This window comes from Streptomyces aculeolatus (genome assembly GCF_020400605.1).
GTDB classification, from domain to species: domain Bacteria; phylum Actinomycetota; class Actinomycetes; order Streptomycetales; family Streptomycetaceae; genus Streptomyces; species Streptomyces aculeolatus.
The window spans coordinates 133,371-146,702 of record NZ_JAINRD010000009.1; the positions used below are offsets into that span (position 1 = coordinate 133,371).

12 protein-coding genes are annotated in these 13,332 nt (G+C 75.3%); 6 read left to right on the forward strand and 6 right to left on the reverse strand.

Annotation, left to right across the window (positions count from 1 at the left end; genetic code table 11):
• The first annotated feature begins 8 nt into the window (after positions 1–8).
• Both LG396_RS17625 and LG396_RS17630 read left to right on the forward strand, forming a co-directional pair.
• Complete coding sequence (locus LG396_RS17625) at positions 9–539, forward strand: hypothetical protein (RefSeq protein ID WP_026276247.1); 531 nt, start codon at positions 9–11, stop codon at positions 537–539.
• 57 nt (positions 540–596) lie between these two features.
• On the forward strand, positions 597–1,085 hold the full coding sequence (locus LG396_RS17630) for an NUDIX hydrolase (RefSeq protein ID WP_037741546.1): 489 nt from the start codon (positions 597–599) through the stop codon (positions 1,083–1,085).
• A gap of 145 nt (positions 1,086–1,230) precedes the next feature.
• Here LG396_RS17630 and LG396_RS17635 read toward each other — a convergent pair whose 3' ends face one another.
• The 4 genes from LG396_RS17635 to dhaK all read right to left on the reverse strand — a co-directional run bounded on the left by LG396_RS17635 (position 1,231) and on the right by dhaK (position 4,545).
• Positions 1,231–2,253 (reverse strand): 2-dehydropantoate 2-reductase, encoded by a 1,023-nt coding sequence (locus LG396_RS17635; RefSeq protein ID WP_225795463.1) that lies wholly within the window; start codon positions 2,251–2,253, stop codon positions 1,231–1,233.
• Positions 2,254–2,441: 188 nt separating this feature from the next.
• Positions 2,442–2,846 (reverse strand): PTS-dependent dihydroxyacetone kinase phosphotransferase subunit DhaM, encoded by a 405-nt coding sequence (locus LG396_RS17640; RefSeq protein ID WP_018836369.1) that lies wholly within the window; start codon positions 2,844–2,846, stop codon positions 2,442–2,444.
• Positions 2,839–3,450 (reverse strand): dihydroxyacetone kinase subunit DhaL, encoded by a 612-nt coding sequence (gene dhaL, locus LG396_RS17645; protein WP_225795464.1) that lies wholly within the window; start codon positions 3,448–3,450, stop codon positions 2,839–2,841. The genes LG396_RS17640 and dhaL overlap by 8 nt, the downstream gene beginning before the upstream one ends.
• A 102-nt stretch (positions 3,451–3,552) precedes the next feature.
• Complete coding sequence (dhaK, locus tag LG396_RS17650) at positions 3,553–4,545, reverse strand: dihydroxyacetone kinase subunit DhaK (protein ID WP_026276249.1); 993 nt, start codon at positions 4,543–4,545, stop codon at positions 3,553–3,555.
• A gap of 274 nt (positions 4,546–4,819) precedes the next feature.
• Here dhaK and LG396_RS17655 point away from each other — a divergent pair, with 274 nt between their 5' ends.
• The 4 genes from LG396_RS17655 (at position 4,820) to LG396_RS17670 (ending at position 10,999) form a co-directional block, all read left to right on the forward strand.
• The gene (locus LG396_RS17655) at positions 4,820–5,605 is read left to right on the forward strand and encodes a class I SAM-dependent methyltransferase (protein ID WP_018836372.1); all 786 of its coding nucleotides are present in this window, start codon (positions 4,820–4,822) and stop codon (positions 5,603–5,605) included.
• A 123-nt stretch (positions 5,606–5,728) separates the two neighbouring features.
• On the forward strand, positions 5,729–6,643 hold the full coding sequence (locus tag LG396_RS17660; protein ID WP_018836373.1) for an oxygenase MpaB family protein: 915 nt from the start codon (positions 5,729–5,731) through the stop codon (positions 6,641–6,643).
• A 35-nt stretch (positions 6,644–6,678) separates the two neighbouring features.
• Entirely contained in the window at positions 6,679–9,192 is a 2,514-nt protein-coding gene (locus LG396_RS17665) for a serine/threonine-protein kinase (protein ID WP_225795465.1), read from the forward strand.
• 250 nt (positions 9,193–9,442) lie between these two features.
• Positions 9,443–10,999 (forward strand): phytoene desaturase family protein, encoded by a 1,557-nt coding sequence (locus LG396_RS17670; protein ID WP_225795466.1) that lies wholly within the window; start codon positions 9,443–9,445, stop codon positions 10,997–10,999.
• Between the two features lie 22 nt (positions 11,000–11,021).
• Here LG396_RS17670 and LG396_RS17675 read toward each other — a convergent pair whose 3' ends face one another.
• Both LG396_RS17675 and LG396_RS17680 read right to left on the reverse strand, forming a co-directional pair.
• Positions 11,022–12,833, reverse strand: a complete 1,812-nt coding sequence (locus LG396_RS17675; protein ID WP_225795467.1) for a serine hydrolase domain-containing protein — start codon at positions 12,831–12,833, stop codon at positions 11,022–11,024.
• Positions 12,834–12,958: 125 nt separating this feature from the next.
• Entirely contained in the window at positions 12,959–13,327 is a 369-nt protein-coding gene (locus LG396_RS17680) for a VOC family protein (protein ID WP_037741532.1), read from the reverse strand.
• Positions 13,328–13,332 lie beyond the last annotated feature (5 nt).

Sequence of the window (13,332 nt, forward strand, 5' to 3'; positions counted from 1 at the left end):
TCGGTGGCATGAAGGACGACCGCCCCCGTGTGTGGACCGGGCGGGCCACGAACCGTGTGCAGTGGCTGCTCGCCCTGATCGGCGCTGCCTGTATGGCCCTCGGCATCGAGCTGGCCGTCGCGCAGCCCTGGACCGGCGGGCTCGCCCCCCTGGTCATGTCCGTCGTCGGCTGCATCGCCGCCGGCCTTCTGGTCCTGGCCGGCACCGTGGCCTTCGTGCACGTCGCGGTAAGTGTCGACGAGCACGCCCTGGAGATCCGCTGCGGCCACTTCGGGCTGCCGCGCCGCCGCATCCCGCTCACCGAGGTGCTCTCCGCCGACTTCGAGCCCCGGGTCACCCCGCGGCACTGGGGCGGCTGGGGCTACCGCTGGCGCCCCGGCAAGGGCACCGCCGTGGTCGTCCGGCGCGGCGAGGGCGTGGTGCTGCGCCTCGCGAACGACCACGACTTCACGATCACCGTCGACAACGCGGAAGAGGCCGTACGCGCCATCCGCGACCGCCTGCGCCACACCCTCGGCGGCGGTGCCGCGGAGGCGTAGTCCGCCGGTCACACCGTGTTTCCCGGCGGCCCGCAGGGCCCGTTTACGCTTACCGCCATGGCGACACCCGACTTCATCCGCGAGCTGCGCGCGACCGCCGGCCAGCAACTGCTCTTCCTCCCCGGCGTCAGCGCCGTCGTCGTCGACGGCGGGGGGCGGGTGCTGCTCCACCGGCGCGCCGACACGGGCCGCTGGTCGATCATCGGCGGCATCCCGGAGCCGGGTGAGCAGCCCGCCCGTACGGCGGTCCGCGAGGTGTACGAGGAGACGGGCGTCGTGTGCACCGCGGAGCGGGTCGTGGGCGTGGAGGGGCTGGACCCGATCCAGTACCCGAACGGCGACAAGTGCCAGTTCATGGACATCGCGCTGCGCTGCCGCGCGACGGGCGGCGAGGCGCGGGTCAACGACGACGAGGGGCTGGAGGTCGGCTGGTTCGAGCCGGACGGGCTGCCTGCGGACCTGGAGGACTTCGCCCGCCACCGGATCCGGCTGGCGCTGTCGGACGGCCCGACGTGGTTCGCGGAGGCGGCGGTCCCGGGCGCGTAGCCGGCGGTCCCGGGCGCGGGGTGCCGGCCGTGCCACCGGACGTACGCCCGCACGCCCCGCCGCGCCGCGGCAGGACCGGGCGCGTTCCGGCGCCTCGTGCCCTGCCCGCGCAGGACCCGGCCGCGGCGCCCGCGCCCGTACCCCGTCAGCCGCCCTGCGCCGCCGCCGTCAGCTCCGCCAGCAGCTCCTCGCCGCCCCACCGCCGCGGCTCTGCCGACTTCCGCGACTCCGCCTCCAGGACCAGCTCCGTCAGCCGCGCGTTCGCCGGCGCCGCCGTCCCGTGGCGCGCCGCCAGCACCGTCACCTCGCCCTGCAGCGTGTCGATCTCCGTGGGGCGGCCCCGCTGCAGGTCGTCCCACATCGACGAGCGGGCCTGCGCGTCCACGCGCAGCGTCGCCGCCGCCAGCCGGCGGAAGAGCCAGTCCGGCAGGCCCAGCACCAGCGGCGTGAGGCCGGGCGGGATCGGGCCCAGGCGGGCGGGGGCCAGGTTCGCCGCGCGGAAGGCGGCCAGCGCCTCGCGCTGGCAGAGCGCCAGGCAGGCGCGGTACGCGCGCTGCCCCAGCTGCTCCCGCAGCGGCAGCCCGGACAGCGCGTTGATCGCGTTGTTGAGGTTCATCAGCAGCTTCGCGTGCTGCACGTCGGGCATGTCGTCGCGCTGCTCGACCTCGAGGCCCGCCTGCGCCATCGCCACCACCAGCGGCGCCGAGCGCTCACCCCCGTCGACCATCAGCACGCCCGCCGTGCCCTGGTGGTACACGCCGGGTGCCGCCTGCACCACGTTGTACGGGACCATGCCCGCCAGCACCGTCCGCCCCGGCAGCCCTTCGCGCAGCAGCCCGGGGTTGCGCAGCCCGTTCTGGAAGCTCACCACCGCCGCGCCGGGTGCCAGGTGCCCGGCCAGCTCACGGGCCGCCTGCTCGGTGGCGGCGGACTTCACGGTCACCAGCACGTAGTCCGCTCCCGCGGCGGCCTGCGGCCCGGTCGCCAGGCGCACCTCCGCCGGCGCGACGCGGCGCTCCGCCCGGCCGCCCCCGGTCAGCAGCATGCCGCGGGAGCGCAGTACGTCCATCGCCCCGGGCCGGCCGATTAACGTGACGTCGGCCACCTCTGCCAGCATGCCGCCCAGGTGGCAGCCGATGCTGCCCGCGCCGAACACGGCTATCTTCACGGTTCCGCCCCTTCGTATCCGGCGGCGCCTCCGGGTGCGCGCCGATGTCGGCGGCGCGCACCGGCGCCGCCCGTACCACCGACTGCCTTCCCCGCAGCAAGCGCTCCCACCCGGAACACGGCCACCGAGATCTCTCCGGGCACACCCGCCCCGTGCGCCCCGGCCAGGCCGTACGCCGGTCCGCGGGCTCACACCTTGCGGTAGCCGTACGCCTCCTGCGCCGCCGCCTCCACCGCGTCGAGGTCCGCCCCCGTCGACGCCGTGACGACCGCCGCGACCGCGCCCTCCACGAACGGCGCGTCCAGCAGCCGCGCGTTCGCCGGCAGCTCCTCGTCCTCCACCAGCGACTTCACCGTCAGCACCGCGCTGCCCAGGTCCACCAGCAGCCCCACGCCCGCGCCCCGGTCCGCCGCCCGCACCGCCGCCACGATGCGGTCCGCGTCGGTGCCGTAGCCGCCGTCCGCCGTGCCGCCCGCGGGCTCGACGGTCACCGTGTCCACGCCGGCCAGCGCAACCGCCAGCCCCGCCACGGACTCGGCGACCGGGGAGCTGTGCGAGACGAGCACGAGGCCGACCAGGGGGCCCTCAGCCACCGGTCACCGCTTCCGCCGTCTCGGCCAGCGCGCCGACCAGCAGCGCCGACGACGTCGCGCCCGGGTCCTGGTGCCCGATGCTGCGCTCGCCCAGGTACGAGGCCCGGCCCTTGCGCGCCCGCAGCGGAATGGTGTCCTCCGCGCCCTTCTCCGCCGCCCCGCGCGCCGCGGCGTAGCCGTCCCCGAGCGCCGCCACGGCCGGCACCAGCGCGTCCAGCATCGTCTTGTCGCCGGGTGCCGCGCCGCCGAGCTTGGCGACCGCGCCCACCCCCTCCTCCAGCGCGGCGCCCAGCGCCGCGTCCGTGACCTCGGCGCCGTCGCCCAGGGCCTTGCCGGTGCCGCGCAGCAGCGTCCCGTACAGCGGGCCCGAGGCGCCGCCGACCTTCGAGATGAGCTGCCGCCCCGCGAGCACCAGCACCGCGCCCGGCGTCTCCGGCGGCGCGTCCTCAAGGGCCGCCCGCACGGCGGTGAAGCCGCGCTTCAGGTTGGCGCCGTGGTCGGCGTCGCCGATCGCCGAGTCCAGCTCGGTGAGCCTGTCGGCCTCCCGGTCGACGGCCGCCGCCGCGGTGAGCATCCAGCGGCGGAAGAATTCCGCGTCGAGCACGTGCCGCATCCCTTCTCGTACCTGCTTGTCAGGACCTCTACGGACATCCGCCGAGGAGCCGCCCCGCGATCCCGCGGGACGGCCCCGGCAGGACCCTCGGCCTCACAGCCCCCAGCGCAGCCCCGGCGTGCGCACCGGCGCGTCCCAGAGCCGCAGCAGCTCCTCGTCCGCCTGGCACAGCGTGATCGAGCACCCCGCCATGTCCAGCGACGTCACGTAGTTCCCGACGAGCGTACGGGCCACCGACACGCCGCGCTCCGTCAGTGCCCGCTGCACCTCCGCGTTGAAGCCGTACAGCTCGATGAGCGGGGTGGCGCCCATGCCGTTGACCAGCGCCAGCACCGGGCCCGACGGCCGCAGGTCCTCCAGCACCGCGTCCACGGAGACGTCCGCGATCTCGTGCGACGTCATCATCGGCCGCCGCTCGCGGCCCGGCTCGCCGTGGATGCCGATGCCCAGCTCCAGCTCGCCGTCCGGCAGGTCGAACGTGGGGCTGCCCTTGGCCGGCGTCGTGCACGCGCTCAGCGCGACGCCGAAGCTGCGGGAGGACTCCACGACCTTGCGGGCCAGCGCCTCCACCCGCTCCAGCGGCGCACCCTCCTCGGCGGCGGCCCCGGCGATCTTCTCCACGAACAGCGTCGCGCCGACGCCGCGGCGGCCCGCCGTGTACAGGCTGTCGGTCACCGCCACGTCGTCGTCGACGAGCACCTTGGCGACCTGGATGCCCTCGTCCTGGGCGAGGTCGGCGGCCATGTCGAAGTTCAGCACGTCGCCCGTGTAGTTCTTCACGATGAACAGCACGCCCCGGCCGGCGTCCACGGCCGCCGCGGCGCGCGTCATCTGGTCCGGTACGGGCGAGGTGAAGATCTCGCCGGCGCACGCGGCGTCCAGCATCCCGCGGCCCACGAAGCCGCCGTGCAGCGGCTCGTGCCCCGAGCCGCCGCCGGAGACCAGGCCGACCTTGTCGGTGACCGGCGCGTCCCGCCGCACCACCACCCGGTTCTCGACGTCCACGGTCAGGTCGGGGTGGGCGGCGGCCATGCCGCGCAGGGCGTCCGGCACCACGGTCTCCGGCACGTTGATGAGCATTCGCATGGGTACCTCCGGTGGCGGTTCGCGCCCGGTGACGATCGGTTCTGGCTTGCCCAGTATCACGGCAGCGGCGGTCCCGGTCACTCCCTGGGCAGGCGTCGGAGGTACCCCCGTACGGGAGGTTTCGCATCGATCGCCCGAACGGACGCTCGCCGGTGCGGCCCGCTTGCGGATGCGTGTTCGGCACCTAGACTCTGCGGCCACCGTCCGGCACGTACGACACCCGTCCCAGAGCCGTCCCCGCTCGTCCCCCCCCGGAATTCACCTGAGGTGCACCTTGCCGAGGAAGAACCTGACAGCGAACCGGACAACCCTGACCCACCGGGTCCGCTACGCCGCCCGCCACCCGGACCGCGTCCCCCGCTACCTCGCCCGCGCCGGCCGCGACGCCTGGCTGCGCCTGCGCCACCCCCGCGACCACGTCGCGTACTACCGCGCCGTGATGCGCTCCGACTCCGCCGCCGACCCGGAGGCGGCCGTCGGCAGCAAGACGCACGACCGCTGGCTGGCGCTGGGCAAGATGCAGTTCGACTACCTGGTGGGGCACGGGCTGCGGCCCGGTGACCGGATGCTGGAGATCGGCTGCGGCAACCTGCGCGCCGGCTGGCGCTTCATCGACTATCTGGAGCGCGGCCGCTACTACGGGCTCGACATCTCCCCGGACATCCTCTTCGCCGCCCAGGACACCGTCGTGCGGCACGGACTGCAGGACAAGCTGCCGCGCCTCACGCCCGTACGGGACCTCACCTTCGCCTTCCTCCCGGACGGCCACTTCCGCGTCGTCCACGCGCACAGCGTCTTCTCCCACTCCCCGCCGCACGTCATCGACGAATGCCTCGCGCACGTCGGCCGCGTGCTACGGCCCGACGGCTGGTTCGACTTCACCTTCGACCGCACGGAGACGGAGGAGCACCACGTGCTGCGCGAGGACTTCTACTACCGCACCGAGACCCTGGTGGCGCTGGCGGAGAAGCACGGCCTGCGGGCGGAGTTCATGGCCGACTGGGAGAAGCTGCCGCACGGCCAGTCCAAGATCCGCGTACGCCTCCCCGCCGACTCCTGACCCCGGACGCCCCCGGCGGCCGTACGGACCGGACGGCGACCCGGGCTCCGGCGTGCGCGCCCGGCGGGTGACAATGGACCCGGCGCACGACGGATGCCCGCGCGCCGTTGGGGAGGGGTCCGCATGGGCGTGCCCGAAGGGGAGCCGGATCCGGGCCTGTTCGGGCCCGCGTCCGTGACCTGGCAACTGCACAGCGACCCGGTGATGTGGATCGGCGGCGTCCGCGCGCTCTACCTCCAGGCCCTGCACCCGCGCGCCGTCCGCGGCGTCATGCAGAACTCCGACTTCCGCGCCGACGCCTGGGGCCGGCTGATGCGCACCGCCGCCTTCGTCGGCACCGTCACCTACGCCGCCACCCCCGCCGCGGAGCGCGCCGGCGCGCGCGTCCGCGGCATCCACCGCCGCCTGCGCGCCGTCGACCCCGCCACCGGGGACCGCTACCGCGTCGACGAACCCGCGCTGCTGCTCTGGGTGCACTGCGCCGAGGTCGACTCCTACCTCCACGTCGCCCGCCGCTCCGGGCTGACGGTCCCCGACGCGTACGCCGACGCCTACATACGCGAACAGCGCACCGCCGCCCGCCTCGTCGGCCTCGACCCGGCCGCCGTCCCCGGCGACACCGCCGACCTCGCCGCGTACTTCGCGCGGGTGAACCCGGAACTTGCCGCCACCCCCGAATCCGCCGACGTCGACGCCTTCCTGCGCCGCCCGCCCGTCAACCCGCTCCTCGTCCCCGCCCGCCGCCTGCTCTGGCGCCGGGTCGCGGCCCTCGCGTACGCCACCCTGCCGGAGACCGCCCACCGCCTCTACGGCCGCCCCGCGCCCCCGCCCGCCGTCGTGGACCGCAGGCTGCGCGCGACGGCCGCCCTCCTGCGGGCCGTTCCGGCCGCGCTGCGGTGGCGGCTGCCGCCGCGAAACATACTGAAAGCCATGGACCGCCTCGGTCCCGCATCGCGGCCCTCGCCTTCCACCCTCGTACGGACGGCAGCCATACTGGACGAGTCGGGGGATAAGGCCACGGGTAACAGCCACGAGTGACGACGAGGCGGCGACAGCGGGGGCGGCAGGGGGAGATGGCGGAGACCAGGCTGATCCAGGGCCGCTACCGGCTGCTCGAACTCCTCGGCCGCGGCGGCATGGGCGAGGTCTGGCAGGCCCGCGACGAGTCGCTGGGCCGGCGCGTCGCCGTCAAGTGCCTCAAGCCCGCGGGACCGCACCGCCAGGGGCACCCGCTCTCCACGGCGATACAGGAACGCTTCCGCCGCGAGGCCCGCGTCGCGGCGCTGCTCCAGCACCGCGGCGTCACCGTCGTGCACGACTTCGGCGAGGACGAGGGCGTGCTGTACCTCGTCATGGAACTGCTGCAGGGCCGCAACCTCAGCCAGTTGCTGGAGGCGGGCGGGCACCGGCCGCTGCCGGTCGAGGAGATCATCGACATCGCCGAGCAGGTTGCGGCGGCGCTCGCGTACACCCATGACCAGGGCGTCGTCCACCGGGACCTGAAGCCCGCGAACATCATGCGCCTCGGCGACGGCACGGTGAAGATCCTCGACTTCGGCATCGCCCGCCTCGCGCACGACATCGGCTTCACCTCGCGCCTCACCGGCGCGGCGGGCATGGCCATGGGCACCCCGCACTACATGTCGCCCGAGCAGATCTCCGGCGGCGGGGGCATCGACCACCGCAGCGACCTGTACTCGCTGGGCTGCGTCCTGTACGAACTCGCCACCGGCGTACCGCCGTTCGACATGGACGACGCCTGGGCGATCCTCGTCGGCCACCGCGACACCCCGCCGGAGCCCCTGCGCACCCACCGGCCGGAGATCCCGGAGCCGCTGGAGCGGGTGGTCCTCGACCTGCTCGCCAAGGCCCCGGAGGACCGGCCGGCGGACGCGGGAGACTTGTCGACACGGCTGCGGGGGAGCCGCGCCGCGGCGGAGGCGGCGGGCCCGGGGCGGGGCAACGGCTCGGCATCGGACGGCGCCGGCCGCGGGACGCGCACCGGGGAAGACGGCGAGAGCGGGGAGCACGGCAGGCAGCACGGCAAGGAGAGCGGTGAGGCCGGGTTGCCGCCGTGGGCCGCGGGCATGACGAGGGGCGCCCGGTCCGTACGCGCGACCCGCACCACCCCGCTGGGCCGCCCCGAGGACGCGCTGCTGCGCACCTGGCCCCCGACGAACGGCACGGCCCCCGCCCCGGCGACGGCGGCCCCCACCTGGCCGGAACGGGGCACGGGACACGGCATCGCCGTGCACGGCACCTCCGCGCCGGCCCCCGGCGGCACACCCGGCCCGGCCCTCTCCTACGGCCCCGCAGGAGGGGCCCCCGGCGCCCCCCACGCCGGTCACCACCCCTTCTCCCACGCGCCCCCCTCCTTTCACACCCCGCCCCACTCCACCCACCCGCCGCACCCCTACGCGCCCCCCACCTCCCCGCCCGACCGGCCCGCCGCACCCCAGCACGTGCTCGACGCCTTCGCCGGGCGGCACGACGCCGCCGTGAGCCTCGCCCGGCTCGGCCGGTGGGAGGAGGCCGCCGCCGCCCACCGCGCACTCGCGGCGGAACGGGCCGCCGCGCTCGGCGGCGACCACCCCGACACCCTCGCCAGCCGCCACCAGACCGGCCTGTGCCTGGCCCGCCTCGGCCGGACCGCGGAGGCGCTGGAGGAGTTCCGCACCGCCGCCGCCGGCCGGGAGCGGCGCCTCGGGCGGGAGCACGTCGACACGCTCGCCGTGCGGCAGGAGACCGCGTACGCCCTCGGGCAACTGGGCCGCCACGCCGAGGCGCTGGAGGTGTACGGCGGCGTGCTCGCCGACCGGGAGCGCACCATGGGCTACGAGCACCCCGACACCCTGCGCTGCCGCCACAACCTCGCGTACACCCTCAGCCGCCTCGGCCGCTACGAGGAGTCGTACCGCGTCGCCAGCGAGGTCACCGCCGTCCGCACCCGCGTCCTCGGCGGCGACCACCCCGACACCCTCGTCACCCGCTACGAGGTGGGCCACGCGCTGGGCAGCCTCGGCCACTGGGAGCAGGCCCTCGCCACGTACCGCGAGGTCGCCACCGCCCGCGCCGCCACCCTCGGCCGCGACCACCCCGACACCCAGGCCGCCCGCTACGAGGCGGGCATCTGCCTGGGGCGCCTCGGCCGGCACGAGGAGGCCCTCGGCCACTACGAGGCGCTGATCGCCGACCGCACCCAGACCCTCGGCACCCGCCACCCCGAGACGCTGCGCGCCCGCCACATCCGCTGCGTCACCCTCGGCCGCCTCGGCCGCTGGCACGAGGCGCTGACCGAGGCCCGCGAGGTCACGGCGGTACGCGAGCGCGTGCTCGGCCCGGAACACCCCGACACCCTTGCGGGCCGCCGCGAGATCGCCGTCGCGCTGGGCTGGCTGAGCCGCTGGCCGGAGGCGCTGACGGTGCACCGCGAGGTGGCCCGCGCCCGCGAACGCACGCTGGGCGCCAGCCACTCGGAGACCCTGTCGAGCCGCCACGACGAGGCCCACTGCCTGGAGCAGATGGGCCGCACGGCGGAAGCGGCGGAGGTCTACCGCCTGGCGGCCTCCCGCCGGGCCTCGGGCTGACGCGAGCGAGCGGCAGGCGGCGGGGCGGCCCCGGCCCTGCCCGGCCGGTGGGGGACCTTCCGCGGCGCGGATCGTGGCGCCGCGCGGCGGCGCCGGTCCGCCGGCGGACGCGGGGCCCGGATCACGGCGGCCCCGTCGGTCCGCGCGCCCGCGCAGCCCGGTCCGGCGCAGACCGGGCCCGCCCCCGGTCGCCGCCCGCAGGGCGTACGTGTCCCCTGGCCCGGGGCGATCTTCCGTGTTACCAAGAGCCATGCCTCTGCGCAGCAGCTACGACGCCGTCGTCGTCGGCGGCGGTCACAACGGGCTCGTCGCCGCCGCCTACCTCGCCCGGGCCGGGCGCTCCGTGCTCGTACTGGAGCGGCTGGACCACACCGGCGGCGCCGCCGTCTCCGCCCGGACGTTCGCCGGCGTCGACGCCCGGCTCTCCCGCTACTCGTACCTCGTCAGCCTGCTTCCCCGCGCCGTCGTCGACGACCTCGGGCTGGCCTTCGCCGTGCGCAAGCGCGCCGTGTCCTCCTACACCCCCGCCGTTCGCGGCGGCCGGCCCACCGGGCTCCTCGTCGAGACCGGCCCCGGCTCCGCCACCCGGGAGTCCTTCGCCGCCCTGACCGGCGGCGACCGGGAGTTCGACGCCTGGCAGCGGTTCTACGGCATGACGCAGCACGTCGCCGAGCGCGTCTTCCCCACGCTCACCCAACCGCTGCCGACCCGCGGCGAGCTGCGGGCCCGGATCGGCGACGACGCGGCCTGGCGCGCGCTCTTCGAGCGGCCCCTCGGGGAGACCGTCGAGGAGGCCTTCGCCGACGATCTCGTGCGCGGCGTCGTCCTCACCGACGGGCTCATCGGCACCTTCGCCTCCGCCCACGACCCGTCCCTCGCCCAGAACCGCTGCTTCCTCTACCACGTCATCGGCGGCGGCACCGGAGACTGGGACGTCCCCGTCGGCGGCATGGGGGCGTTCACCGACGCCCTCGCCGGTGCCGCCCGCGCCGCGGGCGCGGAGATCGCCACCGGGCACGAGGCCGTCGCCCTGCACACGGACGGGGAGCAGGCGGAGGTCGCGTACCGGACGGCCGGCGGCGAAGGGACCGTCGCCGCGCGCACCGTGCTCTTCGGCGCCGCGCCCGCGGCCCTCGCCGCGCTGCTCGGCGAGGAGCCGCCGCGGCCCGGCCCCGAGGGCGCGCAGCTCAAGGTGAACATGCTGCTCCGACGCCTCCCGCGGCTGCGCGACGAGAGCGTGGACCCGCGGCAGGCCTTCGCCGGCACGTTCCACGTCGCCGAGGGCTACGCCGACCTGGAGACCGCCTACCGCGAGGCCGCCGCCGGCGCGCTGCCGCAGGCGCCGCCGTCCGAGATCTACTGCCACTCCCTGACCGACCCGTCGATCCTCGCCGACGACCTGGTACGCGACGGCTACCAGACCCTCACCCTCTTCGGCCTCCACACCCCCGCCCGGCTGTTCGCCGACGACAACGACGCCACCCGGGAGGCGCTCCTCCGCGCCACGGTCGCCCAACTCGACGCGCACCTCGCGGAGCCGCTCGCCGCATGCCTGGCCACCGACGCGGAGGGCCGCCCCTGCATCGAGGCCAAGTCCCCGCTCGACCTGGAGCGCGATCTGCGGCTCCCGGGCGGCAACATCTTCCACCGCGAGCTGGCGTTCCCGTACGCGACGCCGGAGACGGGCCGCTGGGGCGTGGAGACGCGGCATCCGAACGTGCTGCTGTGCGGGGCCGGTGCCGTCCGGGGCGGGGGAGTGAGCGGGATCCCGGGGCACAACGCGGCGATGGCGGCGCTGGGCCGCTAGGGTCTGTGCCCCGGGAGGGCCCTCAGTCCGCCGACGCCGTCCAGCCGTCCAGCTCCACCCGCTCGGCGTCCCCCCGGCGCCCGTCGTCGAACAGCACCCGGTGCCCGTCCGTCACCCGTACGTCGTCCACGTACACCCCGCGTCCCACGTACTGCCGGTCCGTCGCGTACCGCCACCGCAGCCGCAGCGGACGTCCGCGCCACGCGCCGAGTCCCGCCGACGCCCGGTGCCACACCCGTCCGGACCAGCCGTCCGCCGTGCCGTCCGCGTGCTCCCGCACGTCCCCGTCCCTGCCGCCGCCGCGCCGCGGGCGGCTCGTGAACGGCACCGGCTCCCACGTCCCGCCGCCGTCCGCCGACGCCTCCAGGTGCACCTTGTCCCACTGCGGCTCGGTGTCCCACCACAGCGCGAACCCCAGCTCCGCCGCCGGGTCGCGCACCGTCACCTCGGGGAGGGTGAGTGTCGACGTCTTCTGGTTCGCCGTCCCGCCGAACCACGCCGTGCGCCCGTCCTCCGGCCGCACCGCCACCGCACGCGCCAGGTTCGTCCCCGCCGCCACCCGCGGCGCGCTGCCCGTACGCCAGCTGCGCACGGGATGCACCGAGTTGCCTAGCAGGACGAGGAAGGTGTCCGTCGTCGGGTCGATGACCAGCGCCGTGCCGGTGAAGCCCGTGTGCCCGGCGGAGCCCGGCGTGGCCATGGCGCCCATGAACCAGTGCTGGTACAGCTCGAAGCCGAGTCCGTGCTCGTCACCGGGGAAGTCGGTGTTGAAGTCGGTGAACATCAGCTCCACCGACTCCCGCTCCAGGATCCGCGTCCGCCCGTACGCTCCGCCGTTCAGGAGGGTGCGGCAGAGGATGGCCAGGTCCCACGCCGTGGAGAAGAGGCCGGCGTGTCCGGCGACGCCGCCGAAGGAGTACGCGTTCTCGTCGTGCACCTCGCCGCGCACCATCCCGCGGTCCAGCCCCGACCACGGCTTGCGCGCGTCCTCGGTCGCGGCGACGCGGGGCAGCCAGGAGGCGGGCGGGTTGTAGCGGGTGTGCTCCAGGCCGAGGGGTTCGGTGATCTCGTCGGCGAGGAGGTGGTCGAGCTTCTTCCCGGTGATCTTCTCCAGTACGAGCTGGAGGCTGATCAGGTTGAGGTCGGAGTAGAGGTACTTGGTCCCCGGCGGGTTGACCGGTGCCTCCCGCCACAGCCGGGCGAGCTTGGCGTCCCAGGTCGGCTCGGCGTACAGCGGGATCCAGGAGGTGAACCCGGAGGTGTGCGTCAGCAGTTGGAGGATGGTGACGTCCTGCTTGCCCGCGGCGCCGAACTCCGGGAGGTAGGAGGCCACGGTGGCGTCGAGGGCGAGGGCGCCGCGCTCGATCTGCTGGACCGCCAGGAGAGAGGTGAAGAGCTTGGAGACCGACGCGAGGTCGAAGACGGTGTCCATCGACATGTCGACCTGCTCGTCCTGCGGCAGCTCGACGCCGGTGTCCGTCGCCTCGTCGTACGCCTCGTAGCGCACGGCCTTCCCGATGGCCCGCTCCAGCGCGACCGTACGCCCCCGCCCTGCGAGGATGACGGCACCCGCGTACCACGGGTACTTCGGCGACGGGCCGAGGAACGTCTCGGCATCGGCGACCAACTGCCGCAGATGCGGCTCCAGCAGCCCGGCCCGCGCGGCACTGCCGCGCCGCAGCACGGGCGCGCCGGACGAGGCCTCTGCGGCATGGGCCGGGGGCCCGCCGGCACCGGGAACCACGAAGAGCGCACCTCCAGTAGCGAGTACACCGGCGGCGAAGCGCCGCCGGCCCAACTCGTCCCATCCTCTGCCAGACGGCGCGTCCGTCATGATCCCGACCCCTCCTGAAAGAATCTTCCGAGTGCCGCGCGAACGGTGAAACTTTCTTCCAGGGTGTTCGTGCTGTCAAGACCACCGGGCGGTGCCTGTGGACAAGTGCGCGGGGCGGCCGGCGCTCACTCGGGCACCAGACAGAACGGATGGCCCGCCGGGTCCTCGTACACGCCCCAATCGCCCTCGTCCCGCAGGACCTTCGCGCCGTTGGCGAGCGCGTCGCGCTCAGCGGCCGCCACGTCGTCCACGGCGATGTCGAGGTGGAGCTGCTGCGGGCGGGCCGGGTCCGGCCAGCGCGGGGGACGGTGGCCGGGGGCGCGCTGGAAGCCCAGCACTCCGCCGTCCGGCAGGTGCAGCGTGGACCAGTCGTCGTCGAGGGACCAGCGGGGGTCGGCGCGGTCGACTTCGCCGCCGAGGAGGGCCTGGTAGAACGCGGCGAGTTCCCGGGGCCGCGGGCAGTCGAGCACGATGCACTGCAAGCTGCGCGTCATCCCCC